Origin of the sequence: Kitasatospora sp. NPDC090308 (assembly GCF_044769485.1) — a bacterium.
GTDB lineage: Bacteria > Actinomycetota > Actinomycetes > Streptomycetales > Streptomycetaceae > Kitasatospora > Kitasatospora fiedleri.
Genome location: NZ_JBIVXY010000002.1, coordinates 752,914 through 779,718, shown reverse-complemented (window position 1 = coordinate 779,718; position 26,805 = coordinate 752,914). Strand labels below are relative to the sequence as shown.

Here is a 26,805-nt window from a genome sequence, read left to right as displayed (position 1 = left end):
CACCCCATCATTGCGGAACGCGAGCGGGCGCGTACGGACAATGAGCAAACGATCACTATTCATTTGGCATATGCCGTCAGCAACCGAACGGACGCCCGGGCGTCACCACTGCGCCCAGGGGGTGTTCCACCCGCCCAGGCCGTTGTCGATCGAGACGGTCGCGCCCTTGGAGTTGACCACCTTGAACACGTCCCCGACCATGCTGGAGTTGTAGAGCTTGCCCGCCGGGGTGCCGTCGCCGCCCTTGGCGGTGTCGGTGACGCCGATGCAGCCGTGGCTGCCGTTGGAGCGGCCGATCACTCCCGCGCTCCACGAGTTGCCGTGCACGTAGGTGCCGGAGTCCGTCAACCGCATGGCGTGCGGAACCACCAGGTCGTACTCGTCGCCGGAGCCCTCCTTGGTGACGCCGTTGGAGGTCATCCGGGTGGTGCCCTCCATCGCCTCGACCACCATGACGCCGTTCCAGGTGTCGTAGCCGGGCTTGCCGGCCGTGAACTCGACGGTGTCGGTCTGCTGGCCGTCCCGGACCACCGACATCCGGTGGGTGTTGACGTCCACGGTGGAGACCTGCGAGCGGCCGATGGTGAACGGCTCGTCCTTGTCCACGTCGCCGTACACGCCGGGCGCGGTCTCCACGTTCTTGAGCTTGTAGTGGATGGTGACCTTGGTGTTGGCGTTCCAGTAGTTCTCCGGCCGGAAGTCGATCCGCTTGTCGTTGACCCAGTGGCCGCGGACCTCGGTGCCGTCGGAGGTCTCGAAGGTGATGCCGGCCTTGACCGCGTCCTTGTTCACCACGGACCGCTTGAACCGCACCGAGACGATCATGCCGACGCCGTAGGTGCCGTCGTCCGCGATGTTGTCGCTGGTGCCGGCCTCCTTGTCGGGGGTGAGGGTGGTGAAGCCGGAGCGCGCGTTGGCGACCACGCCCTTGTCGTCCTCGGCGAGCGCGTCCACGGTGTAGGCGGTGGCCACCAGGAGGCTGCCGGTGGGGGCCCAGCTGCCGTCGGCGGCGATTTGGCCGGGCACCTCGACGCCGTCCGGGCCGGTGACCTTGACCGAGGTGAGCTTGCCGGCCGCGGCCGTCACCTTGACCTCGCCGGTCGGCTTCACCCCGGTGGCGCCGTCGGCGGGCGTGATGGCGATGGTGGCGGCCGACACCGGCGGCTTGCTCTCGCCGGCCGTGGCGCCGGCCGTGCCCTTGGGGCCGTCCGGCTTCGCCGGGCCGGAGCTGCAGCCGGCCGTGGTCATCAGCACCAGGGCGCCCGCGAGCGCCCCCGCCACATATGCCCCGCGCATCGCCTTCACGTTCCGCTCTCCCCGGTCGCCCGCCTGTCCGCTGACAGGACTTTCGCTTGATATGACGGGTCGGGGAGCGGAAACGTTGCGATCCGAGTGTCCCGGTACGGTCACGAACGGACCACGGCCCGGCGGTCGGGTGACCACCGGGCCGTGCGGGCGTGCGGGCGTGCGGGCGTGCGGGCGTGCGGGCGTGCGGGCCGAGGCCTACCACTTGCTCCACGGGACGGTCCAGCCGCTCCAGCCGTTGTCGCCGGAGACGGTCTGGCCCTTGGAGTTCTTGATCCGCACCACGTCCCCGATGATCGAGGAGTTGAAGAACTTGCCCGCCGCCGTGCTGTCGCCGCCGCCCTTGACGTCGGCCATGCCGACGCAGCCGTGGCTGGCGTTGGACTTGCCGAAGGCGGTGCTCCAGTAGTTGCCGTGCACGTAGGTGCCGGTGTTGGTCAGGCGCATCGCGTGCGGCACGTCCGGGACGTCGTACTCGTCGCCCTTGACGTTGGAGACGGTCGCCGAGTTCATCCGGGTGACCTTCTCCTTGGAGGAGATCACCATGGTGCCGTTCCAGGACGCGTTCTGGTCGTTGCCGGCCGTGATCGGGATGCTCTCGGTCTTGCCGCCGCCGTGGTCCACCGTCATGGTGTGGGCCGCCGCGTCCACCGTGGAGACCTGGTAGCGGCCGATGGTGAACGGCTCGTCCTTGTCGATGTCGCCGTACACGCCGGGCGCCACCTCGACGTTCTTCAGCCGGTACTTGACCGTCACCTTGGTGCCCGGCTTCCAGAACTCCTCCGGCCGGAAGTCCAGCCGCTGGTTGGTGAACCAGTGGCCCTTGGCCACCGTGCCGTCGGAGCCGGTGACGGTGACGCCCGCCAGCACCGCGTCCTTGTTCTTGATCGGCTTGCCGAAGCTGACCGAGACGATCATGCCGACGCCGTAGGTGCCGTTGTCGGCGATGTTGTCGTTGGTCGAGGCGGTCTTCGCCGGGGTCAGCGTGGTGAAGCTGGTGGTCGAGGCGGCCACCAGCCCGGCCGCGTCCACCGCCTGCGCGGTGACCGTGTAGGTGGTGCCGACGGCCAGCTGGCCGGCGGGCTTCCAGCTCAGGCCGTCGTCGGAGATCTTGCCGTCCACCGCCTTGCCGTTCTTGTCGGTGACCTCGACGGTGGTGAGCTTCCCGCTCGCCACCGCCACCTGGAGGCCGTCCTTCGGCTGCACGTCGGTGGCCCCGTTGGCCGGGGTGACGGTCAGCTGCGCGGTCGAGACCTTCGGGGTGGGGTCGGACGTGGAGGAGGACGAACTCCCGCCGCCCGCCGTGCCCTTGGCGTCCGTCGACCCGCCGCCGCCGTCGCCGTTGCAGGCCGTGCCGAGCAGCAGTACGCCGCCTACCAGCAGGGCCGCCGCCGCCCGCCCGGCCCGGCGTCCGCGTCCCGCCACGGCCCAGGTCCTGTGAACCGTCTCCACTGCGCTGCTCCCCTCCCGGTGTTCCCATCGCGTACACGTGCTCGTGCCCGGGATCGGTTGCACCGGGCCGACCGCGATCCGGTGGCCGCGCTGTTCGACTCCGGTCGCGCGCGGCCAGGATAACCGGCCCGGCCGGGTGAATCTTCGGCGGGAGCCGGGTGCTCGTTCAGTGAACTCCCGGCGCGCTGCCCGCCGTCCACTGCCGCCAGTCCAGGTTCCAGTCGGAGAGGCCGTTGTCGGGGGCGACCCGCTCGCCGCGGGAGCCGCGCACTTCCACCACGTCGCCGGTGCGGGTGTGCGCGTAGAGCCAGCCGGCCGGGGAGTCGGCGGAGCCGCCCCTGGCGTCGGGCAGGCCGATGCAGCCGTGGCTGGTGTTGGCGGCGCCGAAGACCGCCGGGTCGCTCCAGTAGTTGCCGTGCACGAAGGTGCCGGAGGCGGTCAGCCGCAGCGCGTGCGGGACGTCCGCGATGTCGTACGCGTCGCCGAGGCCGACGGTCCGCGAGTCCATCCTGATCGCCTCGTGGCGTTCGGAGACCACCATGGTGCCCAGGTAGGTGGGGTGCTCGGGGCTGCCGCCGCTGACCGGCAGCACCCGCAGCACCTCGCCGTCCCGGCGGACCGTCATGGTGTGCGCGTCCAGGTCGACGACGGCCACCAGCGCGCGGCCGACGGTGAAGTGCACGTCCTCGTCCTGGGTGCCGAGGTAGCCGGGCGCGCCCTCGACGTCCCTGAGCCGCAGCAGCAGGGTGACCCGGGTGCCGGCCGGCCAGTACGCGGCGGGGCGGAAGTCCAGCCGCCGGTCGCCGAACCAGTGCGGGGCGATCTCCAGCGGCGGGTCGGAGACCACCGCGACGGCCCGCTCCACCGCGGCGCGGTCCGCGATCGGGTGCGAGAAGCGCAGCGAGACCGGCATCCCGACGCCGACGGTGGAGCCGTCCTCGGGGGTGAAGGAGCCGACGAAGGTGTGCGCGGGGGCGGCGGTGGCGAAGGCCGCGTGCCCGGCGGCGCGCAGGCCGTCCGCGTCCTCGGCGACCGCGTCCAGGGCGTACCCGGTGGCGGTGGCCAGCCGGCGGTCGGCCGTCCAGCGGGTGCCGTCGGCGGTGAGGGTGCCGGGGACGGCGGCGCCGCGGTCGTCGGCGAGCCGGACGGTCAGCAGCCGGCCGCCGTCGACCTCGACCCGCACCGGGCCGTCGGCCGGGACGTCCCGCGCGCCGTCGGCGGGCTGCACCGCGAGCCGGGCCCGGGAGACCGGCGGCGGGGCGGCCGCGCCGCCCGACGGCCGGTCGCCGCCGCCGTCGCCGCCACCGCCGGAGCAGCCGGTCAGCAGCACCAGGGCGAGCGCCGCCGCCCGCCGTGTCCAGAGCCGTACCGCGGCGCGCATGCCGTCCTCCGCATTCGTCCGACACTCGTCCGACATTCGTCCGACACCACCCGATACCACCCGATACCGGGCCCGATGATCGATTCCGCCGCGCGGACACGACCGGATGGTTTCCGCACCCGGCTCCGCTGGGCACATGATCGATCACGGTGCGTCACGCCGCTCGACCCGGGGTGACGAGGGCCGTCGGACAGGGAACAACCGGAAGAACGGGGACGGGCCCCCGGATGGCTGGGAGGGTCGCCATGACGGCGTGGCAGGAGCTGGGTGCGGGCACGGCCCGTCAGGCGCGGTCGGCCGCCCGGTGGAACGGCGCGGCTCCCCGGCCGGACGCCGCGCCGCCGTGGCCGGGCAGCTGGCAGCCGCTGGGCGCCCGGTTCCGCACCGACCCGGAGGGCGGCCGGGGCACCAACTTCGCGCTCTGGGCCCCGCAGGCCGAGGCGGTCGACCTGTGCCTGTTCGACGAGCGCGGCCGGGAGAGCCGGCACCGGCTGACCGAGCAGACGTACCAGACCTGGCACGGCTACCTGCCGGGCGTGCTGCCCGGCACCCGCTACGGCTTCCGGGTGCACGGCCGGTGGGACCCGTGGACCGGTGCCCGGCACAATCCCGCCAAGCTGCTGCTCGACCCGTACGCCCGGGCGATCGACGGCGCCTACACGGCCCACGACGCGACCTGCGCGGCCGTCCGCAACTGGCCCGAGCGGGACGTGGCGGACACCGTCCGGGACGACCGGGACTCCGCGCCGTACGTGCCCAAGGCCGTGGTGGTCGACGACGCCGACGACTGGTACGACGACCAGCGGCCGAAGACGCCCTGGGCCGAGACGGTGCTGTACGAGCTGCACGTGCGCGGCTTCACCATGCGCCACCCGGAGGTGCCGCCCGAGCTGCGCGGCACCTACGCGGGGCTGGCGCACCCGGCGGCGGTCGCGCACCTGACCGGGCTGGGGGTGACGGCGGTGGAGCTGCTGCCGGTGCACCACCACGTCAGCGAGGACCACCTGCAGGCCCGCGGGCTGGTCAACTACTGGGGCTACAACACGCTCGGCTACTTCGCCCCGCACGCGGGCTACGCGGCGAGCGGCAGCCGGGGCCAGCAGGTCGGCGAGTTCAAGCGGATGGTGCGGGCGCTGCACGCCGCGGGCATCGAGGTGATCCTCGACGTGGTCTACAACCACACCGCCGAGCAGGGCGTGATGGGCCCGACGCTCTCCTTCCGGGGCATCGACAACACCGGCTACTACCGGCCGGACCGCTCCCGCCGCGGCTACGCGGACTACACCGGCTGCGGCAACACGCTGGACACCCGCCGCCCGCAGGTGATCCGGCTGATCACCGACTCGCTGCGGTACTGGGTCGCCGAGATGGGCGTGGACGGCTTCCGGTTCGACCTGGCGGCGGCGCTGGCCCGCGGCGCGGACGGCGTGGAGATGGAGCACCCGTTCCTCGCCGCGGTCTCCCAGGACCCGCTGCTCAGCCGGGTGAAGCTGATCGCCGAGCCGTGGGACGTCGGCCCGGGCGGCTACCAGGTGGGCGGCTTCCCGCCGCTGTGGGGCGAGTGGAACGACCACTACCGGGACACCGTCCGGGACTTCTGGCGCGGCGCCCGGCCGGACGTCCGGGAGCTGGCCACCCGGCTCTCCGGCTCCTCCGACCTGTACCAGCGCGGCGGCCGCCGCCCGTACGCCTCGGTCAACTTCGTCACCGCGCACGACGGCTTCACCCTGCGCGACCTGGTCAGCTACGACCGCAAGCACAACGGGGCCAACGGCGAGGACGACCGGGACGGCACCGACGACAACCGGTCCTGGAACCACGGCGCGGAGGGCGAGAGCGACGACCCGGCGGTCCGCTCGCTGCGGGTGCGCCAGCTGCGCAACCTGCTGACCACGCTGCTGCTCTCCAGCGGGGTGCCGATGATCACCGCGGGCGACGAGATGGGCCGCACCCAGGGCGGCAACAACAACGCGTACTGCCAGGACAACGAGACCGGCTGGGTGGACTGGTCGCTGCTGGACGACCCGGACTGGCGCTCGCTGGCCGAGCTGACCGCCAGGCTGGTGCACCTGCGCCGGGCGCACCCGGTGCTGCGGCAGCGGGCGTTCTTCTCCGGCCGCCCGGCCGGGCCGGACGGGCAGCGGGACCTCACCTGGCTGACCCCGGCGGGCACCGAGATGACCGACGCGGACTGGTTCTCGCCGGGGCAGGCGCTGGCGATGCGGCTGTCCGGCAGCGCGATCTCCGAGCGCGACCAGCGGGGCCGGGAGGTGCGGGACGCCGACTTCCTGCTGCTGCTGAACGCCGCCCCCGAGCCGCGGCGCTTCACGCTGCCCGCCCCGCACGTCCCGCTGCTGGACACCGCGCTGACCGGGCCGCCGGACGCCGTGCCGGTGGCGGAGGTGCTGCTGACGGGCCGTTCGGCGGTGCTGCTGACGGCCGGCTGACCGCGCGGGGCCCCCGCGGCCCGGCCGGTTCTCGCCGACAGGGGCAAAAACCGGATGAGAAATGTCGGCGGGACGGCCTACCCTCTCGGCGATGGCCGAGAACCAGAACCCCGCTCCGCCCACCCCCGCGGATTCGAACGCACCGTCAACAGGCGGCGCCCACGGTTCACCCGTACCGGCACCCCGGTCCGCGGTGCGCTCGCTGCTGCGCCTGTGGCCCTACGCGCGCGAGGCCCGCTGGCGGATCTTCGGCTCGATGGCCGCCGCCGGGCTCGCCTCGCTCAGCGTGCTGGCCGTCCCGGTCGTGCTGCGCCGGATCGTCGACGGCCCGGTCGCCCACCGGGAGCTGTCCGCCCTGTGGCCGCTGGCCGGCCTGCTGCTGCTGCTCGGCGTGGCCGAGGCCGTGCTGTTCGGCGTCCGCCGGGTGATCGTGGCCCGCCCGCTGGCCAGGGTCGAGACCAGGCTGCGCGGCGAGCTGTTCGCCAAGCTCCAGCGGCTGCCGATCTCCTTCCACGACCGCTGGCCCTCGGGGCAGTTGCTCTCCCGGGCCACCTCGGACCTGTTCGTGCTGCGGCTGTTCCTGGCCTTCCCGCTGGTCTTCCTGGTCGTCAACTCCACGGTCTTCCTGACCGGTACCGCCCTGATGTTCGCCCTCGACTGGCGGCTCGCCCTGATCACCGTGCTCCCGGCGATCCCGCTGCTGTACTTCACCCGCCGCTTCGAGGCCGGGTACTCGGCCGCCTCCCGGCTCGCCCAGGACCAGAACGGGGACCTGGCCACCGTGGTCGAGGAGTCGGTGCTCGGCATCCGCGTCCTCAAGGCCTTCGGCCGGCACCGCACCATGGCCGAGGAGTTCCGCCGGCACAGCGCCGCCCTGCGCGAGACCGAGCTGCGCAAGGCCGGCCTGCTCGGCAACCTGTGGGCGGTCATCGTCGGCCTGCCCGAGCTCGCCCTCGGCGGCGCCCTGGCCGCCGGCGCCGTCCTGGTCGCGCACGACCGGCTCTCGGTCGGCACCCTGGTCGCCTTCCTGTCCACCGCGCTGGCCCTGCGCTGGCCGGTCGAGTCGCTCGGCTGGCTGCTCGGCTTCGCCGCCGAGGCCGCCAGCGCCGCCAACCGCTACTTCGAGGTGATGGACGAGCCGGAGCCGGCCGACCCGCCGTCCGGCCTGGCGCCGTCCGACGACCGCGGCATCCGCTTCACCGGCGTCCGCTTCCGCTACCCCGACGCGCCCGCCGGCTCCCCCGACCTGCTGGCCGGCGTCGACCTGCACGTCCGCCCCGGCGAGACGCTCGCCCTGGTCGGCGCCACCGGCAGCGGCAAGACCACCCTCACCGCGCTGCTCCCCCGGCTGTACGAGCCCACCGCCGGCTCGATCACCCTGGACGGCACCGACCTCCGGGACGTACCGCGCGCCGAGCTGCGCCGCGCCCTCGCCGTCGCCTTCGAGGAACCCACCCTGTTCTCCGCCACCGTCCGGGAGAACGTCCTGATGGGCGCCCCGGACGCCACCCCCGAGCAGGTCGCCGCCGCCCTGGCCACCGCGCAGGCCGGCTTCGTCGACCGGCTCCCGGAGGGCCTGGACACCGAGGTCGGCGAGCAGGGCCTGAGCCTGTCCGGCGGCCAGCGCCAGCGCCTGGCGCTGGCCCGCGCCGTGGTCGGCGCACCGCGCTTCCTGGTCCTGGACGACCCGCTCTCCGCGCTCGACGTGCACACCGAGGCGCTGGTCGAGCGCGCCCTGCGCCGGGTGCTGGCCGGCACCACCGCCCTGGTCGTCGCGCACCGCCCGTCCACGGTGCTGCTCGCCGACCGGGTCGCGCTGCTCGCCGACGGCCGGATCGCCGCCGTCGGCACCCACCAGGAGCTGCTGCGCTCCTGTCCCGCCTACCGGGCCCTGATGTCCGGCGAGTCCGAGCTGGAAGGGGCGCTGGCCCGATGACCACCGCCGTCGCCGCACCCGTCGCCGAGGAGGACGAGCTCCTCCCCCCGGCCACCGACGACCAGGACATCCCCGTCCCGCCCGGCGCCCCGCGCGCCCTGCTCGGCTCGCTGCTGTCCCCGCACCGCCGCCGGATCACCGTCGCCGTGCTGGCCGTGCTGCTCCAGCAGGCCGCGCTGCAGTCCGGCCCGCTGCTGGTCGCCTACGCCATCGACCGCGGCATCCCCGCCCTGCGCGGCCACGACGCCGGCCCGCTGATCGCCGTCACCCTCTCCTACCTGGGCTGCGCGCTGGCCGCCACCCTGCTCCAGCGGGCGTTCATCCGGGTCGCCGCCCGGATCAACCAGGACATCCTGCTGGACCTGCGCGGCCGGATCTTCCGGCACGCCCAGCGGCTCAGCCTCGACTTCCACGAGCGCTACACCTCCGGCCGGATCATCTCCCGCGCCACCAGCGACGTGGACACCCTGCGCGAGCTGCTCTCCGAGGGCCTCCAGGAACTGCTGATGGTCTGCCTGTCGGTCGGCTACATCACGGTCGTCCTGGTGGTCGTCGACTGGCGCCTCGGCCTGGCCGCGCTGGCCTCCTTCCTGCCGATGTCCCTGGTCATCCGGTCCTTCCGGCACCGCTCCCGGCAGGTCTACCGGCGCTCCCGCACCGTCTCCGCCGGGCTGATCGTCCGCTTCACCGAGACCATGAACGGCATCCGCCCGGTGCAGGCGTTCCGCCGCGAGGCCGCCAACGACAAGGCGTTCGGCACCGTCAACCGGCAGTCCGCCACCGCCACCGCGGACGGCCTGCTGGAGATGGCCCGGTACGTCTTCCTGTCCCGGCTGACGGCCAACGTCTGGATCACCGGCGTGGTCGTCCTCGGGGCCTTCCTGGTCACCGACGGCAGCCTCGAACTCGGCGTCCTGACCGCCTTCGTGCTCTACCTGCGGCGGCTCTACGACCCGATCGACCAGCTGGCGATGTTCCTCAACAGCTACCAGTCCGCGGCCGCCGCGCTGGAGAAGATGGCCGGCCTGCTCGCCCACGAGCCGTCCGTCCCCGAGCCCGCCGCGCCCGCCACCCTGCCCGCCGCGCGCGGCAAGGGCCGCGAGGTCGCCTTCCGGGCCACCTCCTTCGCGTACGCCAACGGCAAGCAGGTGCTCGCCCCGTTCGACCTGGTGCTGCCCGCCGGGCGGACCACCGCCGTGGTCGGCGCCACCGGCGCGGGCAAGTCCACCCTGGCCAAGCTGCTGGCCCGGTTCTACGACCCCACCGTCGGCCGGATCACCCTCGACGGCGTCGACCTGCGCGAGCTCTCCACCGCCGCGCTGCGCGCCGACGTCGTGATGGTCACCCAGGAGTCCTTCCTGTTCTCCGGGACGGTCGCCGAGAACATCGCCGTCGGCAAGCCCGACGCGACCCGCGCCGAGGTCGAGGCCGCGGCCCGCGCGATCGGCGCCCACCCGTTCATCGCCGCCCTGCCCGACGGCTACGACACCGACGTCCGCAAGCGCGGCGGCCGGATCTCGGCCGGCCAGCGCCAACTCGTGGCCTTCGCCCGCGCCCTGCTCGCCGACCCCGCCGTCCTCATCCTCGACGAGGCCACCTCCTCGCTGGACGTCCCCGGCGAACAGGCCGTCCAGCACGCCATGCGCACCGTCCTGGCCGGCCGCACCGCCGTGATCATCGCCCACCGCCTCTCCACCGTCGAGATCGCCGACCGCGTCCTGGTGATGGACCAGGGCCGCGTCGTCGAGGACGGCACCCCCGCCGCCCTGATCGCCGGCGAGGGGCGCTTCGCCACCCTCCACCAGACCTGGAAGGACAGCCTGGTCTGACCGCCGGACTCCGCCCCGCCGCGCCCCGGCGGGGCGCTAGCGGGACCAGAGCGTGACGGTGAGGTCGAGCCCCAGCTGGTGGGGACCGGTCTTCCCGGTGACCTTGAACCAGACCAGGGCCTGGTCCGCCGTCACCAGGCAGTAGCCCGTGCCCGGTTCGATCCGAGCCACCGGGACGGTGCCGGACATGTTGTTGCCCATGGCCTCCTCGTAGCACTTCTCCGGCGCGGGCCGGCTGCCCTCCGAGCTGCCCCATCCCGCGCCCTCGGCCCCGACCACCGGCGTGGGGACGAGGGTGAAGCAGGCGTTCACCACCGTCAGGTCGTGCGTGGCCTCGGCGTCCTGGGCCGTCTTCAACTGCGAGGCGTGCAGCACGGGTTCGAAGTCCAGGTAGGACTGGGCGCACTGCTGCGCCTCCCCTGCCGGGAGCCCCGCCATGCTCGGTTCCGCCATGCTGACCGACTTGTCGCCGTACTTGAGCTTCCAGCCGGAACCGCCGCTGCCGTCCTGACCGCTCCCGGTCCGGCCACCGTCCTGGCCACCCGCGGAAGGCTGCGCGGGTGCGACGGGGCTGGCCGCCGCGGCGGCGGCGCCGGGTGCGGTGACGGTGACGGTCGCGGCCGGTGACGCCCGCTCCTCGCCGGTGCGCCCGATGCTGGACCACAGGTAGAGCACCAGCGCGATCCCGCCGAACACCGCGACCAGCAGCAGGACCTGGCTCTGCTGCCGGAAGATGTAGAAGAGTCTGTTCTCCTGGACGTTGTTGTCCCCCACCTGGGCAGGGCCGGGTTTCAACCCGTGGATGTTGTAGTGCGTACCCGCCGGGGGCGGTGGCGGCTCGCCCTTCACGGCTTCGTCTCGGGTCGGGCGACCTGGTGGACGGTGTTGTGCTGGTGGTTGTGGTCGCCCATCTGCGTGGGCCCGTGGAAGACGGCACCGTCGAGGTTGAACGTGCTGCCCGCCCGCGGGGGCGGCGCGCCCCGGCCGCTTTCGAGCTCGGCGATCCGCGCCAGCGCCCGGCCCAGCTGCTGCTCGAAGTCCCTGTCCTGCGCGGCGGCGAGCGCCAGGCTACCGGTGAGCGCCTGCCCGACCAGTTCGGAGGGCGCGGGGCGGCCTCCGGCGGCTTCGGCCCGGATCGCCTCCAGGGCCGGCGCGGGGCCGAGTTTGCGGGCGACGGCGTCGTGCAGCGACTCCTGCACCTGGTCCAACGCGTGGTCGACCTCGGTTTCGGCGCGTCCGGCCACGTCCTTGGCCCGCCGCACCAACCAGGCGAACAGATAGCCCGCCACCAGTTCCGTTCCCGGCAACATGAGACCCCCCTCACACCGAGCTGATGTCGGGTCAGACCGTACCGACATTCCCCGAGCCGCACACGTGCCGCGACCGGATCGTTAGCGAGCGGGATCTTGCGATCAAACTGTCGATTATTTACGTCATGTGTCACGTCTATTGCCGTCAGATGTCGCCCTCACTACTATCCCGACGGCAGGTCGAGGACCTGACAAGGTGTCGGTCAACCGGGCGGAGGCAACGGCATGGTGGTATCGCGACGGACGTTCCTGCAGGCTGCGGCGGCAGCGGGCGTGCTCGGGGCGGTGGGCCTGGGCGAGGGCGCCGCGCGGGCGGCCAGTCCGGCGGGCGACGTGGTCGGGAAGGTGACGGTCGGCTACCAGGGCTGGTTCGCCTGCCCGGGCGACGGCGCCCCGATCAACGGCTGGTGGCACTGGGCCCGGAACTGGGGCACCTCCCCCTCGCCCTCGAACAGCTCGATCGTCGCCTGGCCGGACGTCCGCGAGTACCCGAAGACGTACGCCACGGCCTTCCCGAACCTGAACAACGGCCAGCCGGCCTCGCTGTTCTCCTCCTACGACCAGTCCACGGTCGACGTGCACTTCCGCTGGATGAAGCAGTACGGCATCGACACCGCCGCCCTGCAGCGCTTCAACCCGACCGGCGGCGAGGGCCCGACCCGGGACGCGATGGCGGGGAAGGTGCGCAGCGCCGCGGAGTCGCAGGGCGTGAAGTTCTACGTCATGTACGACGTCTCGGACTGGACGACCATGCAGTCGGACATCAAGGCCGACTGGACGAACAAGATGCGCGCCCACACCGCCTCGCCCGCGTACGCCCGGCAGAACGGGAAGCCGGTGGTGTGCATCTGGGGCTTCGGGTTCAACGACAACCAGCGCCCGTTCACCCCGGCGCAGTGCCTGGACGTGCTCAACTGGTTCAAGGCGCAGGGCTGTTACGTGATCGGCGGGGTGCCGACCTGGTGGCGCACCGGCGACCGGGACTCCCGGGCGGGCTTCTCGGAGGTCTACCACTCCTTCGACATGCTCTCGCCGTGGCTGGTCGGCCGGATCGGCAGCGCCGCGGACGCCGACAACTTCTACAACGTGGCGACCGTCCCGGACCTCGCGGAGTGCAACGCGCACGGCATCGACTACCAGCCGTGCGTGCTGCCGGGCGGGGTGGGCGACCGGCAGCGGGCGCACGGCGACTTCATGTGGCGGCAGTTCTACAACATGGCCCGGGCGGGGGTGGCGTCCGCGTACATCTCGATGTTCGACGAGTACAACGAGGGCAACCAGATCGCCAAGACCGCCGAGTCGCAGGCGTGGGTGCCGGCCGGGGCGGGGTTCCTGGCGCTGGACGAGGACGGTACGGCCTGCTCCTCGGACTACTACCTGCGGCTGACCGGCGACGGCGGCCGGATGCTCAAGGGGCAGCTGGCCGTGACGGCGGCCCGGCCGACCCAGCCGTTCCCGTCCCAGCCGGACACCTCGGCGCCGACCGCGCCGGGCGGGCTGCGGGTGACCGGGCAGAGCGACACCACGGTCTCGCTGGCCTGGAACGCCTCGACCGACAACGTGGGCGTCACCGGCTACCGGGTCCGGGTCGGCGGCGCGGTCCGGGCCACCACCGCCGCGACCTCGTTCACCGTCACCGGCCTGTCCGCCGCCACCGCGTACACCTTCGACGTGCTGGCGCTGGACGCGGCGGGCAACACCTCCCCCGCCTCCGGCCAGGTCTCGGCGACCACCTCCCCCGCCACCGTCCCCACCGGCAACCTGGCGCTGCACCGGCCGACCGCGGAGAGCGGCCACACCCAGAACTACGGCTCGGGCAACACGGTGGACGGCGACCCGAACAGCTACTGGGAGAGCCCCAACAACTCCTTCCCGCAGTGGCTGCAGACCGACCTGGGCTCGACCCTCCCGGTCCGCCGGATCGTCCTCTCGGTGCCCCCGGCCGCCGCCTGGGCCACCCGCACCCAGACCGTGGAGGTGCAGGGCAGCACCGACGGAGTGACCTTCTCCCGCCTGCTGGCGCCCGCCGGGTACGTGTTCGACCCGGCGAGCGGCAACAGCGCGACCCTCACCCTCCCCTCCGGGGTGAGCGCCCGTCAGGTACGCCTGGTGTTCACCGCCAACACCGGCTGGCCGGCCGGCCAGGTCGCCGAACTCCAGGTCTTCGCCGCGTAACCCGAAGCGCCCCCACCCGGCGAGCCGCCGCCCCTCCGCCTTAGCGTCACAGTGACGCTAACGGAGGGGCGGCCGTCCGCGCAAGGGCCTTCCGGAGGCGTCCGGCCGGGGGCGAATCCGATCGACCCCGGCCCGGCGGGGCCGTTAGCCTCGCTCCGTGAACGATCCGACGGCCGGGGAGCCCGGCGAGCCAGACACCCGCGGTCCGTTGCGCTTCCTGTGCTGGCTGGCCGTCAGCCAGCTCGGCCGTTCGCTGGCGGGCACCTTCTTCGGCACCGCCTGGATGCTCGGGCTCACCGTCCAGCCCTACCTGCTCTCCCGGGCCGTGGACGACGGGCTGCGCACCGGCCGGACCGGCACCGTCCTCGGCTGGGCCGGCGCGATGCTCGGCTTCGGCCTGCTCAGCGCCGCGCTCGCCTGGTACCGGCACCGCACCATGACGCTGGTCCGCGCCGACGCCACCTTCCGCACCGTCGGCGTGGTGCTGCGGCACAGCACCCGGCTGGGCGCGGCGCTGCCCCGGCAGGTGTCCGCGGGCGAGGTGGTCACCATCGGGATCTCCGACGTGGTCCGGATGTCCCTGGCGCTGACCTTCGTCGGGCCCGGCGTCGGCGCGGTGGTCTGCTACCTGACGGTCGCCGCGATCCTGCTCGCCCTCTCCCCGCTGCTGGCCCTGGTGGTGCTGCTCGGCCTGCCGCTGCTCGGTCTGGCCCTGCGCCCGCTGCTCGCCCGCCAGCAGCGGGTGGAGGGCGAGTACCGCGACCGGCAGGGACGGCTCACCGCCCGTTTCGAGGACCTGGCCGGCGGGCTGCGGGTGCTGAACGGCCTCGGCGGCAAGGAGGTGTTCGCGGCCCGCTACCGGGCGGACTCCGGGCGGCTGCGCGCCGAGGGCTACCGGGTCGGCGCCGTCACCAGCTGGATCCAGGCCCTCGGCTCCGGCCTGCCCGTCCTGCTGCTGGCCGCCGTCACCTGGCTCGGTGCCCGCCTCGCCGTCGAGGGCCGGTTGACGCCCGGTCAGCTCGCCGCGGTCTTCGGGTACGCGGCCGTGCTGGTCGCCCCGGTCTACTTCCTGCTGGAGAGCAGCCAGGACATCGGCCGCGCCCTGGTCTCCGCCCGCCGGGTGGTCGCCTTCCTCCGGCTCGCCCCCGCGCCCGACCGCGGCACCGCGGCGGCCCCCGCCGGGCCCGCCGCGCTGACCGACCCCGAGTCCGGCGTCCGGGCCGCCCCCGGCGAGCTCACCGTGCTCGCCTCCGCCCGCCCCGCCGACACCGCCGCCGTCGCCGAACGCCTCGCCCGGCTGGACACGGCCACCGGCGCCGAGTGGGGCGGCACCCCGCTCGCCGACCTGCCGCTGTCCGCCGTCCGGGACGGGATCATCCTCGCCGAGAACGAGGCCGCCCTGTTCGCGGGCACCCTGCGCGAGACCGTCCGCGGCCGCACCGGGGCCGACGACGCGGTCCTGCTGGCCGCGATCGACGCCGCCGCCGCCCGCGACGTGCACGACGCCCTGCCCGGCGGCCTGGCCGCCCCGATCGCCCCCGACGGCCGCGACCTCTCCGGCGGTCAGCGCCAACGGCTGCGCCTGGCACGGGCGTTGACCGCCGACCCGGAGGTCCTGCTGGCCGTCGAGCCCACCTCCGCGGTCGACGCCCACACCGAGGCCGCGATGGCCGCCGGCCTGTACGCCGCCCGGACCGGCCGCACCACCCTGCTCACCAGCACCTCCCCGCTGCTGCTCGACCGGGCCGACACCGTCCACTACCTGGTCGACGGCAAGGTCGCCGCCACCGGCACCCACCGCGAGCTGCTGCGCACCCGACCCGGCTACCGCGCCCTGGTCACCCGCGACACCGAACCCGACGAAGCCGGGCCCAACGGCACCGAACCCGACGAAGCCGGGCCCCACGCCGGAAGCCCCACCACCCTGGTTCAGGAGGGCAGTTGAGCACCCTGCCGATCGCCACCCCCCGCCAGGTCCGGCGGGCCGCCGTCGCCCTGGTCCGGGCCGACGGCCGGGCCTTCGCCGCCGTGCTGGCCCTCAACGCGGCGGCCGCCCTGCTCGGCCTGGCCGGGCCCTGGCTGCTCGGCCGGATCATCGACCTGGTCGCCGCCGGCGCCACCACCGCGGACGTCGACCGGCTCGGCCTGCTGCTGCTCGGCTGCGCCGTCGTCCAGATCCTGACCGGCCGCCAGGCCCGCTACCAGGCGCACCGGTTCGGCGAGCGCTCCGCCGCCAAGGTCCGCGAACAGCTGCTCGACCGGGTCCTCGCGCTGCCCGCCGCCACCGCCGAACGGGCCGGCACCGGCGACCTCACCGCCCGCGGCACCGCCGACTCCACCGCCGTCGGCGAGACGCTCCGGGACGCCGCGCCCGAGCTGTTCGTGGCCGGCGCGCAGATCCTGTTCATCCTCGGCGCGATCCTCACCGTCAGCCCGCTGCTGGGCGGTTGCGGACTGATCGGCATCCTGGGCATCGCCCTCGGCGCGCGCTGGTACCTGCGCCGCTCCCGCCCCGCCTACCTCGCCGACCGGGCCGCGAACGCCGGCCTCGCCGAGACCCTCTCCGCCACCGCGAACGGCGCCCGCACCGTCGACGCCCTCGGCCTGCGCCGGCAGCGGCTGGCCGCCGGGCGCGCGGCCGTCGCCGCCGCGTACCGGACCCGGATGCGCACCCTGGACCTGCGGCTGCGCTTCTTCGCCGCCATCAACCTCTCCTACACCGTCCCGACCGTCCTGGTCCTCCCGCTCGGCGCCGTCCTGGTCGCCCACCACACCGTCACCCTCGGCGCGGCCGTCTCCACCGCGCTGTACCTGCAGCGCCTGGTCGACCCGCTGGACAACGTCGTCATCCTGCTGGAGTCCCTGCAGAGCAGCACCGCCGCGTACGCCCGGGTCGAGGGCCTGGCCGCCGCCCCCGCCACCGTCCCCGCCCAGGCCCGCGCCGGGGGCGTCGAACCGGCCGACGACCGGATCGAGGTCCGCGGCGTCCACCACGCCTACCCGGACGGGCCCGACGTCCTGCACGGCCTCGACCTGGAGCTGACCCCGGGCGAGCGGCTGGCCGTGGTCGGCCCCTCCGGCTCCGGCAAGTCCACCCTCGGCCGCCTCCTCGCGGGCGTCGACCGCCCCCGGGCCGGGAGCGTCACGGTCGGCGGCGTCCCGCTGGCCGACCTCTCCCCCGACCGGCTGCGCCGCCAGGTCGTCCTGGTCACCCAGGAGCACCACGTCTTCCTCGGCACCCTCCGCGACAACCTGCGGATCGCCGCCCCGGGGGCCGACGACGCCGCCCTGGCCGCCGCGCTGGACGCGGTCGGCTGGCAGCACGACCTCCCGGCGGGCCTGGACTCCGAGCTCGGCCCGGCCGCGACCCGCCTCGACGGCGCCCGGGCCCAGCAGGTCGCGCTGGCCCGGGTCATCCTCGCCGACCCGCACACCCTGGTCCTCGACGAGGCCACCGCCCTGCTCGACCCCGCCACCGCCCGCCACACCGAGCGGGCGCTGGCCGCCACCCTGACCGGCCGCACCGTCATCGCCATCGCCCACCGGCTGCACACCGCGCACGACGCCGACCGGGTGGCCGTCCTCACCCACGGCCGCCTCACCGACCTGGGCCCGCACGAGGACCTGCTCGCCGCCCGGGGCCGCTACGCCGCCCTCTGGCACACCTGGCAGGGCCCGGACGGGGGCCGGGGCCCGGGGAGCGGCTGACCCCGCACGACGCGGCGGCCGACCGCTCCCCGGGCCCCGGACCCGATCCCCGGGAACGCCCGCGGGGACGTCCTAGCGCAGCACCCCCGCGTCCATCCCGCCGGTCTCCACCGGCACCGCCAGCAGCCCGAGCTCGGCGACCGAGGCGAGGCGGGGGTGGGTGGGCAGCACCCGGACGGTGTAGCCGAACGGGCCGGTGCGGGCGAGTTCGAGGTGGCCCTCGTAGCGGATCCGGCCGTCCAGGTCGGTGCCGCCGCCCGCGGGCTTGAGCGCGAGCGTGGTGGCCTCGGAGATCCGGTCGCTCTCGTCGACCCGCCCGGAGACCACCTGCACCTCGACGTCCTCGGGCCGCAGCCGCCCGAGGTTGACCTGGACCCGCAGGGCCAGCGTCGCGCCGAGCTCCTGCGCCTCGCCCGCCCCGTCCGCCTCGACGTGCTCGACCCGGACGGCCGGCCACGCCTCCCGGACGCCCGCCTTCCAGCCCGCCAGGGCCTTCGCGGCGGCGTAGTCGCCGTCCTCGCCCGCGAGCCGCCGCTTCGCCGCGGCGGCCGGGGCGTACAGCCGCTCGACGTACTCGCGCACCATCCGGCCGGCCAGCACCTTCGGGCCGAGGGTGACCAGGGTGTGCCGGACCATGGAGATCCACCGGTGCGGGAGCCCGTCCGCGCCGCGGTCGTAGAACCGGGCGGCGACCTGGTGCTCGATCAGGTCGTAGAGCGCGGCGGCCTCGATGTCGTCGCGGCGCTCGGCCTCCCTGCTCTCCGGGTCGACCACGCCCTCCCCGGTGCCGCCGTCGGCGGTGGGGATGGCCCAGCCGTTCTGGCCGTCGTACCACTCGTCCCACCACCCGTCGAGGATGGACAGGTTGAGGCAGCCGTTCAGCGCGGCCTTCATCCCGGAGGTGCCGCAGGCCTCCAGCGGGCGCAGCGGGTTGTTCAGCCAGACGTCGCAGCCGGGGTAGAGCGTCTTGGCCATCGCCATGTCGTAGTCGGGCAGGAAGACGATCCGGTGCCGCACCGCGGGGTCGTCGGCGAAGGCGACCAGCTTCTGGATGAGCCGCTTGCCGCCGTCGTCGGCGGGGTGCGCCTTGCCGGCGATGACGATCTGCACCGGCCGCTCGGGGTCGAGCAGCAGGGCGCGCAGCCGGGCCGGGTCGCGCAGCATCAGGGTCAGGCGCTTGTACGAGGGGACCCGGCGGGCGAAGCCGATGGTCAGCACGTCGGGGTCGAGGACGGCGCCGGTCCAGCCCAGTTCGGCCTCGCCGGCGCCGCGCTGCTTCCAGGAGGCGCGCAGCCGGCGGCGGGCCTCGTCGACCAGCTGGGCGCGCAGCGAGCGGCGCAGCGCCCAGACCTCGGCGTTGCCGATCCGCTCCAGGCCGGTCCACTGCTCGGCGGTGCCGACGGCCATCGCGTGCTCGGCGCGCTCCTGGCCGAGCTCGGTGGCGCCGAGCCGGACGACGGCGGGGTCGATCCAGGTGGGGGCGTGCACGCCGTTGGTGATCGAGGTGATCGGGACCTCGGGCGTGTCGAAGCCGGGCCACAGGCCGCGGAACATCTCCCGGCTGACGGCGCCGTGCAGGGTGGAGACGCCGTTGGCGCGCTGGGCCAGCCGCAGGCCCATCGCGGCCATGTTGAACAGCTTGGGGTCGCCGTCGCTCCAGCTCTCCGCGCCGAGGGCGAGCACCTGGTCGACGGGGACGCCGGGCAGGGCGGCGTCGCCGCCGAAGTGCCGGGCGACCAGGTCGCGGTCGAAGCGGTCGATGCCGGCCGGGACGGGCGTGTGGGTGGTGAACACCGTCCCGGCCCGGACGGCCTCCAGGGCGTCGGCGAAGCCGAGTCCGGGGTGGGCGGTGACGAGTTCGCCGATCCGCTCCAGGCCGAGGAAGCCGGCGTGGCCCTCGTTGGTGTGGAAGACCTCGGGCTCGGGGTGGCCGGTGAGCCGGCAGTAGGTGCGGACGGCGCGGACGCCGCCGATGCCCAGCAGTATTTCCTGCAGCAGCCGGTGCTCGCTGCCGCCGCCGTAGAGCCGGTCGGTGACGTCGCGTTCGGCGGGGCTGTTGGCCTCGACGTCGGAGTCGAGCAGCAGCAGCGGGACGCGGCCGACCTGGGCCCGCCAGACCTGGGCGGCCAGGGTGCGGCCGCCGGGGAGGGCGAGGTCGATCCGGCAGGGGGTGCCGTCGGGTTCGCGGAGCAGGGCGACGGCGAGCGCGTCGGGGTCGAGCAGGGGGTAGCGCTCCTGCTGCCAGCCGTCCCGGTCGAGGGACTGCCGGAAGTAGCCGTGCCGGTAGAACAGGCCGACGCCGATGATCGGGACGCCGAGGTCGGAGGCGGCCTTGAGGTGGTCGCCGGCCAGGATGCCGAGCCCGCCGGAGTACTGCGGGAGGGCGGCGGCGATGCCGTACTCGGGCGAGAAGTAGGCGACGGCGGCGGGCAGGCCGCCCTCGGGGTCGACGGGGTCGGTCGCGCTCTGGTACCAACGCGGGCCGGTGAGGTAGTCGCGCAGTTCGTCGGACAGGTCGCCGAGGCGGCGCAGGAAGCGCCGGTCGCCGGCCAGCGCGGCGAGCCTGGCCGCGGGGACTTCGCCGAGCAGTCGGACCGGGTCCTCGCCGACGGCGGCCCAGACGTCCGGGTCGACGGAGCGGAACAGCTCCCTCGTCTCGGGGTGCCAGGACCAGCGGAGGTTCAGCGCGAGCTCGTGCAGTGGCTGCAGTTGTTCGGGCAGGACGGTGCGGACGGTGAACCTGCGGATTGCCTTCACGGCAAGGAGCGTAGTCCCGCTCGGGCGCCTGAGGGGGCGTCAACTGGCGGACGCCGCACCCGTTCGGAGCAGTGTTGAGATCGTTCCGGGCGCGTGGTGGCAAAACCCGGCGCGCGGGGGGCGCACGCTGGGAAAAGAAGCGCCGTCAGGTGTGAACTTCTGGGAACGGAGGTGTTGCGGGAGTCTTCCGCAGTGCGACATAGCGGCTTAAAGAGCGCGCCGACCCACGCGCAGCCCTTGCCCGTGGTGCGAGGATGCAACAAGGTCGTGAGTGCCGCTGGTGCGCGATCGGGTGGTCGCCCCCTGCTGCCTCGGCTGCTGCATGCCCTGTTCGACGAACCCTCACTTTCCTTCGCCCGTTCGGCCCCAGTCGCGGCGTCTCCGCGTGTCCTTGTTCCCTGCCCGGTCGTTTTCCGGTGGGTTGGGTCACGTGGGGGGCGTGCATCGAACGGCGCGCGCCGGGACGCGCGTGTCCGGTTCCTGCGCGCCGCCGCGTGACCGCGACCGGTGGGCGGGGTTGCCGGGTCCGTCCGCACGGGCAGGCTGCGACCGCACGTCCTTCCTCACCCAAGCAGTCCTCCCGGTACTCCCTCGGCGCCGCTGCCCCGGGAGCTGCCGCCGATCTCGGGCAGGAGCATTGGCATGCACGGCGACACGCGGGACCAGTCCACGGTGCCGACGGACCACACACCCGACACCCCGTCGGCCGGGGAGCCCCCGGTACCGGCCCCGCGCATCGGCGCGGCCCGCCGGAAGGCCGCCGAACCGGGCGTGAAGCGGGCCGCGGGCACCCCCCGCAAGGCCGCGGCGAAACGGACCACCACCGTCAGGTCCACCACCACCGGCGCCACCACCGACGCAGCCGGAACGGCGGCCGAGACGGCCGCCGAGCCGCCGGCGAGACCCGCCCGGAAGTCCGCGGCCAAGACCGCCGCCAGGTCCGCTGGCGAGGCCGCCGGCACCTCCACCGGGACCTCCACCGAGACCGCCGCACGGCCGGCCGCCAAGCGCGCCGCCGCCCGTCCCGCCCGCAAGACGACAGAGAGCGACACCGTGATCGGCCGCATCCCCGTGCTTGACGTGACCCCGCTCGTCGACGCCGGCCGGCGTCCGGCCAAGGCCGTGGAGGGGGAGCGCTTCCTGGTCTCCGCCACGGTGTTCCGCGAGGGCCACGACGCGGTCGGCGCCAACGTGGTGCTGCGCGACCCGCGCGGCCGCTCGGGCCCGTGGACGCCGATGCGCGAGCTGTCCGAGGGCAGCGACCGCTGGGGCGCGTACGTCACGCCGACCGTGCCGGGCCGCTGGTCGTACCTGGTGGAGGCGTGGTCCGACCCGGTGGCGACCTGGAAGAAGCACGCGGCGGTGAAGCTCCCGGCCGGGATCGACACCGCGCTGGTGCTGGAGGAGGGCGCGCAGCTGCTGGAGCGGGCCGCCGCCGGGGTGCCGAAGAAGGACGGCCGGGCCCAGGTGCTGGCGGCGGTGGACGCGCTGCGCGACACCGGCCTGCCGCCGCTGAGCCGCTACGCGGCGGCGCTCGGCCCGGAGGTGACGGCGCTGCTGGACCGGTACCCGCTGCGGGAGCTGGTTTCGGCCACTCGCTCGCAGCCGCTCCAGGTGGACCGCAAGCGGGCGCTGTTCGGCTCCTGGTACGAGTTCTTCCCGCGCTCGGAGGGCGCGGTGGTCGACCCCTCGGGCGTCGAGCCGCCGGTGTCGGGCACCTTCCGGACGGCCGCCGAGCGGCTGCCCGCGGTGGCCGCGATGGGCTTCGACGTGGTGTACCTGCCGCCGGTCCACCCGATCGGCCGGGCCCACCGCAAGGGCCCGGACAACGCGCTGACGGCCGGTCCGCGGGACGTCGGCTCGCCGTGGGCGATCGGCTCGCCGGAGGGCGGGCACGACGCGGTCCACCCGGACCTGGGCACCCTGGAGGACTTCGACCACTTCGTGGCGGAGGCGGGCGCGCTGGGCCTGGAGGTGGCGCTGGACTTCGCGCTGCAGTGCTCGCCGGACCACCCGTGGGTGCACAAGCACCCGGAGTGGTTCAGCCACCGCGCGGACGGCACCATCGCGTACGCGGAGAACCCGCCGAAGAAGTACCAGGACATCTATCCGGTCAACTTCGACCAGGACTTCGACGGGATCGTCCGCGAGACGGTGCGGGTCCTGCGGTTCTGGATGGCCCGCGGGGTGCGGATCTTCCGGGTCGACAACCCGCACACCAAGCCGGTGAACTTCTGGGAGAAGGTGCTCGCGGACATCGCCCGCACCGACCCGGACGTGCTGTTCCTGGCCGAGGCGTTCACCCGCCCGGCGATGATGCACACCCTGGGCAAGATCGGCTTCCACCAGTCCTACACGTACTTCACCTGGCGCAACACCAAGGCCGAGCTGACCGAGTACCTGACCGAGCTGACCGGCGAGGCCGCCGCGTACATGCGGCCGAACTTCTTCGCCAACACCCCGGACATCCTGCCCGAGTACCTCCAGCACGGCGGCCCGGCCGCGTTCGCGGTGCGCGCGGTGCTGGCGGCGGCGCTCTCCCCATCCTTCGGGGTGTACGCGGGCTTCGAGCTGTTCGAGAACGAGGCGGCGGCGCCCGGCTCGGAGGAGTACCTGCACTCGGAGAAGTACGAGCTGCGCCCGCGCGACTGGTCCCGGCAGGACTCGCTGGCGCCGCTGCTGACCGCCCTGAACCGGCTGCGCCGCCGCCACCCCGCGCTCCAGCAGCTGCGGGACCTGCGCTTCCACCCCGTGGACAACGAGCGGATCATCGCGTTCTCCAAGACCGCCGTCACCGAGGACGGGCTGGAGGACCGGGTGATCTGCGTGGTCAACCTGGACCCGCACCACGTCCAGGAGGCCACGGTGACGCTCGACGCGCCGGGGCCGCTGACGGTGCACGACGAGCTGACCGGCGCCACCTACGCCTGGGGCCGTCACAACTACGTCCGGCTCGACCCCTCTTCCGGGCCGGCCCACCTCCTCACGGTTCGGAGGAACCCGCAGTGACAGTCAACGAGCCCGTCCCCGACACCTTCGCCGACACCCCCGCCCGGGACCGCGACCCCGAGTGGTTCAAACGCGCGGTCTTCTACGAAGTGCTGGTGCGTTCGTTCCAGGACAGCAACGGCGACGGCGTCGGCGACCTCAAGGGACTCACCTCGCGGCTCGACTACCTCCAGTGGCTGGGGGTGGACTGCCTCTGGCTGCCCCCGTTCATGAACTCCCCCCTGCGGGACGGCGGTTACGACGTCTCGGACTACCAGTCGGTGCTCCCCGAGTTCGGCAACCTGGCCGACTTCGTGGAGTTCGTGGACGCGGCGCACCTGCGCGGCATGCGGGTGATCATCGACTTCGTGGTCAACCACACCAGCGACCAGCACGCGTGGTTCCAGGCGTCCCGCAGCGACCCGGACGGCCCGTACGGCGACTTCTACATGTGGGCCGACGACGACAAGCAGTACCCGGACGCGCGGATCATCTTCGTCGACACCGAGTCCTCGAACTGGACCTTCGACCCGATCCGCAAGCAGTACTACTGGCACCGCTTCTTCAGCCACCAGCCGGACCTGAACTACGACAACCCGCGGGTGCAGGAGGAGGTGATGGCGGCGCTGAAGTTCTGGCTCGACCTCGGCATCGACGGCTTCCGGCTGGACGCGGTGCCGTACCTCTACGCCCGGGAGGGCACCAACTGCGAGAACCTGCCGGAGACCCACGACTTCCTCAAGCGGGTCCGCAAGGAGATCGACGCCAACTACCCGGACACCGTGCTGCTGGCGGAGGCCAACCAGTGGCCGGAGGACGTGGTCGACTACTTCGGCGACTTCGGCTCCGGCGGCGACGAGTGCCACATGGCGTTCCACTTCCCGGTGATGCCGCGGATCTTCATGGCGGTCCGCCGGGAGTCCCGCTACCCGGTCTCCGAGATCCTGGCGAAGACCCCGGAGATCCCCTCGGGCTGCCAGTGGGGCATCTTCCTGCGCAACCACGACGAGCTGACCCTGGAGATGGTCACCGACGAGGAGCGCGACTACATGTACGCGGAGTACGCGAAGGACCCGCGGATGCGGGCCAACGTGGGCATCCGCCGCCGGCTCTCCCCGCTGCTGGAGAACGACCGCAACCAGGTCGAGCTGTTCACCGCGCTGCTGCTCTCGCTGCCGGGCTCCCCGGTGCTGTACTACGGCGACGAGATCGGCATGGGCGACAACATCTGGCTGGGCGACCGGGACGGCGTCCGCACCCCGATGCAGTGGACGCCGGACCGGAACGCGGGTTTCTCCTCGGCGGACCCGGGCAGGCTCAGTCTGCCGCCCATCATGGACCCGGTGTACGGCTTTCAGGTGACCAACGTCGAGGCGCAGCAGAGCAGTTCGAGTTCGCTGCTGCACTGGACGCGTCGCATGATCGAGATCCGCAAGCTCAACCCCGCGTTCGGCCTCGGCAGCTACACCGAGCTGCCCTCCAGCAATCCCGCGGTGCTGGCCTTCGTGCGCGAGTACGAGGGCGACCTGGTCATGTGCGTGAACAACTTCTCGCGGTTCGCGCAGCCGACCGAACTGGACCTGCGGCAGTACGGGGGGCGGTACCCGGTCGAGCTGATCGGCGGCGTGCGCTTCCCCACCATCGGCGAGTGGCCGTACCTGCTGACGCTGGCCGGCCACGGGTTCTACTGGTTCCAGCTGCGCCAGGACCGGACGAAGCCGTCCGGGTCCCGGTAGCGGCCGGAACGCCGCAGCACGTCCACGAAGTAACGATCCCTCAGGCCCCGAACGGGACGTCACCCTCCGCGGGCGCGCGGGAATCCTCGCGCGCCCCCGGGGGTCTTCGCACCACCGCGTACGGAGAACAGCCCAACGGCCACCCACACGAAGGCGTGACACCGAGCCGCTGCTCGCGTGCCGTCGCCGCCGCGCCGCCGAAATCCGGAAGACTGCTGGGCCCGGCCACGATTCGTCGGGCAGCCGCCCGCTTCCGGGGAAAGGGAGTCATGTCCGAACCCTCCCGTTCTCAAGCCCACGTGCACCGTGAGCCCTCCGACGCCGCCATGGGGCCGGTGGGAACGCGCACACCGGGGGTCCGGAGAACCGCCGCCGGAGTCGGCGAACTGGTCCAGGCAACCATGCCGCTGATCGCCGAGTGGCTGCCCACCCAGCGCTGGTACGCTGGCAAGGGCCGGCCGATCGCCGCGCTCACCCCGGTGGTCGGCACCCCGCTCCAGGTCGGCGACCCGGCCCTGCTGCACCTGCTGCTGCGGGTCGAGTACGGCGGCGCCTCCGCCGGCCCGGAGGACGTCTACCAGCTGCTGCTGGGCATCCGCTCGGAGCAGCCCGCCTCGGTCGGCCCGATGGCGGTGCTGGGCCGGCTGACGGGCGGCACCTACGACGGGGCGACGCTCTACGACGCGGTGCACGACCCGGAGCTGACCGGCCGGCTGCTGGAGCACCTGGCGACCGGCGACCGGTTCGGCTCGCTGTCGTTCCGCCGCACCCCCGGCCCGGGCCTGCCGGGCAACCTGCCGGGGCGGGCGTCCACCGCCGAGCAGTCCAACTCCTCGGTGATCTACGACACCGCGTTCATCCTCAAGCTGTTCCGCCGGATCAGTCCGGGCACCAACCCCGACCTGGAACTCTCGCTGGCGCTGTCCCGGGCCGGCTCGACCCGCATCCCGCGGGTCGCCGCCTGGTTCGAGTGCCGGCTGGAGCGCTCCGAGCCCGCCACCCTGGGCCTGCTGCAGCGCTACCTGGAGGACGCCGAGGACGGCTGGGAGCTGGCCCTCGACCAGGTCGCCCGGCTCAAGGGCGACCCCTCGCCGGGCAACTTCGCGATCGAGGCGCACCGGCTGGGCCGGGCCACCGCCGAGGTGCACCGGGTGCTGGCCCGCAGCATGCCGACCGCCCGGCTGGACCGGACGAAGATCGCCGAGCTGGCCGACGCGATGGCTGCCCGGCTGGACTCCGCGGTCACCGCCGTGCCCGGCCTGATGCGCTACCGCCCCGCGCTGCGCGCCGCGTTCCAGCAGCTCACCGAGGCCCACCTGGACGGCCTGCTGGTCCAGCGGATCCACGGCGACCTGCACCTGGGCCAGGCGATGCGCACCCCGCAGGGCTGGGTGCTGCTGGACTTCGAGGGCGAGCCGGCCAAGCCGCTGGCCGAGCGCCGCCTCCCGCAGCCCGCGCTGCGGGACGTCGCCGCGATGCTCCGCTCCTTCGACTACGCGGCCGCCCACCTGCTGGCCGGCGCCCCCGGCCAGGACCCGGAGCTGGCCCTGCTCGCCTCGGCCTGGGCCGCCCGCAACCGGGCCGCGTACTGCGCGGGCTACACCGCGGGCGGCGGCGCCGACCCGGCCGGCACCCCGGAGCTGATGCGGGCGCTGGAGATCGACAAGGCGGTCTACGAGGTGGTGTACGAGGCCCGGCACCGGCCGAGCTGGCTGCCCATCCCGCTGGCCGCGATCAACCGCCTGGCGGACTCCGTCTGACCCGGGCCCGGCCGCCCGCCC

General features: G+C 73.7%; 15 protein-coding genes. 9 read left to right on the top strand and 6 right to left on the bottom strand.

All coding sequences use genetic code 11. The annotated features are described in order from the left end of the window. Positions 1 to 102 precede the first annotated feature (102 nt). The 3 genes from ACIQVD_RS07430 to ACIQVD_RS07420 all read right to left on the bottom strand — a co-directional run bounded on the left by ACIQVD_RS07430 (position 103) and on the right by ACIQVD_RS07420 (position 4,138). Positions 103 to 1,296, bottom strand: coding sequence for an Ig-like domain-containing protein (locus ACIQVD_RS07430; RefSeq protein ID WP_400681695.1), 1,194 nt, complete (start codon positions 1,294 to 1,296; stop codon positions 103 to 105). 207 nt (positions 1,297 to 1,503) lie between these two features. After that, complete coding sequence (locus tag ACIQVD_RS07425; RefSeq protein ID WP_402286628.1) at positions 1,504 to 2,730, bottom strand: Ig-like domain-containing protein; 1,227 nt, start codon at positions 2,728 to 2,730, stop codon at positions 1,504 to 1,506. Positions 2,731 to 2,923: 193 nt separating this feature from the next. Then, on the bottom strand, positions 2,924 to 4,138 hold the full coding sequence (locus ACIQVD_RS07420) for an Ig-like domain-containing protein (protein WP_402286625.1): 1,215 nt from the start codon (positions 4,136 to 4,138) through the stop codon (positions 2,924 to 2,926). A 245-nt stretch (positions 4,139 to 4,383) separates the two neighbouring features. On the opposite strand from ACIQVD_RS07420, the gene glgX reads away from it, so the two are divergent. The 3 genes from glgX (at position 4,384) to ACIQVD_RS07405 (ending at position 10,350) form a co-directional block, all read left to right on the top strand. Further along, positions 4,384 to 6,585 carry a glycogen debranching protein GlgX gene (glgX, locus tag ACIQVD_RS07415; protein ID WP_402286623.1) on the top strand — a complete coding sequence of 734 codons (2,202 nt, stop codon included), beginning with the start codon at positions 4,384 to 4,386 and terminating at the stop codon, positions 6,583 to 6,585. A gap of 91 nt (positions 6,586 to 6,676) precedes the next feature. Continuing rightward, a complete protein-coding gene (locus ACIQVD_RS07410; protein ID WP_400681703.1) occupies positions 6,677 to 8,521 on the top strand; it encodes an ABC transporter ATP-binding protein in 1,845 nt (614 codons plus the stop codon). Then, positions 8,518 to 10,350, top strand: a complete 1,833-nt coding sequence (locus ACIQVD_RS07405) for an ABC transporter ATP-binding protein (protein WP_402286620.1) — start codon at positions 8,518 to 8,520, stop codon at positions 10,348 to 10,350. The genes ACIQVD_RS07410 and ACIQVD_RS07405 overlap by 4 nt, the downstream gene beginning before the upstream one ends. Before the next feature lie 36 nt (positions 10,351 to 10,386). Here the strand turns inward: ACIQVD_RS07405 and ACIQVD_RS07400 are convergent, their stop codons facing one another. Further along, positions 10,387 to 11,145, bottom strand: coding sequence for a hypothetical protein (locus ACIQVD_RS07400; RefSeq protein WP_400681708.1), 759 nt, complete (start codon positions 11,143 to 11,145; stop codon positions 10,387 to 10,389). A gap of 50 nt (positions 11,146 to 11,195) precedes the next feature. Continuing rightward, on the bottom strand, positions 11,196 to 11,660 hold the full coding sequence (locus ACIQVD_RS07395) for a hypothetical protein (RefSeq protein ID WP_400681710.1): 465 nt from the start codon (positions 11,658 to 11,660) through the stop codon (positions 11,196 to 11,198). 225 nt (positions 11,661 to 11,885) lie between these two features. Here ACIQVD_RS07395 and ACIQVD_RS07390 point away from each other — a divergent pair, with 225 nt between their 5' ends. From ACIQVD_RS07390 to ACIQVD_RS07380, 3 genes are all read left to right on the top strand, one after another. Further along, entirely contained in the window at positions 11,886 to 13,835 is a 1,950-nt protein-coding gene (locus ACIQVD_RS07390) for a discoidin domain-containing protein (protein WP_402286618.1), read from the top strand. Between the two features lie 157 nt (positions 13,836 to 13,992). Then, positions 13,993 to 15,780: an ABC transporter transmembrane domain-containing protein gene (locus ACIQVD_RS07385; RefSeq protein WP_402286615.1), complete on the top strand. Its 1,788-nt coding sequence runs from the start codon at positions 13,993 to 13,995 to the stop codon at positions 15,778 to 15,780. Then, positions 15,777 to 17,543: an ABC transporter ATP-binding protein gene (locus ACIQVD_RS07380; RefSeq protein ID WP_402286613.1), complete on the top strand. Its 1,767-nt coding sequence runs from the start codon at positions 15,777 to 15,779 to the stop codon at positions 17,541 to 17,543. The genes ACIQVD_RS07385 and ACIQVD_RS07380 overlap by 4 nt, the downstream gene beginning before the upstream one ends. Positions 17,544 to 17,615: 72 nt before the next feature. On the opposite strand, the gene glgP is transcribed toward ACIQVD_RS07380, so the two are convergent. Next, the gene (gene glgP / locus ACIQVD_RS07375) at positions 17,616 to 20,300 is read right to left on the bottom strand and encodes an alpha-glucan family phosphorylase (RefSeq protein WP_400681719.1); all 2,685 of its coding nucleotides are present in this window, start codon (positions 20,298 to 20,300) and stop codon (positions 17,616 to 17,618) included. 1,053 nt (positions 20,301 to 21,353) lie between these two features. On the opposite strand from glgP, the gene ACIQVD_RS07370 reads away from it, so the two are divergent. The 3 genes from ACIQVD_RS07370 to ACIQVD_RS07360 all read left to right on the top strand — a co-directional run bounded on the left by ACIQVD_RS07370 (position 21,354) and on the right by ACIQVD_RS07360 (position 26,784). Then, on the top strand, positions 21,354 to 23,309 hold the full coding sequence (locus tag ACIQVD_RS07370; protein ID WP_400682629.1) for an alpha-1,4-glucan--maltose-1-phosphate maltosyltransferase: 1,956 nt from the start codon (positions 21,354 to 21,356) through the stop codon (positions 23,307 to 23,309). Continuing rightward, positions 23,306 to 25,024 carry a maltose alpha-D-glucosyltransferase gene (gene treS / locus ACIQVD_RS07365; protein ID WP_400681721.1) on the top strand — a complete coding sequence of 573 codons (1,719 nt, stop codon included), beginning with the start codon at positions 23,306 to 23,308 and terminating at the stop codon, positions 25,022 to 25,024. Before ACIQVD_RS07370 ends, treS begins: the two co-directional genes overlap by 4 nt. 326 nt (positions 25,025 to 25,350) lie before the next feature. Then, entirely contained in the window at positions 25,351 to 26,784 is a 1,434-nt protein-coding gene (locus ACIQVD_RS07360) for a maltokinase (protein ID WP_400682631.1), read from the top strand. The last annotated feature ends 21 nt before the right edge of the window (positions 26,785 to 26,805 follow it).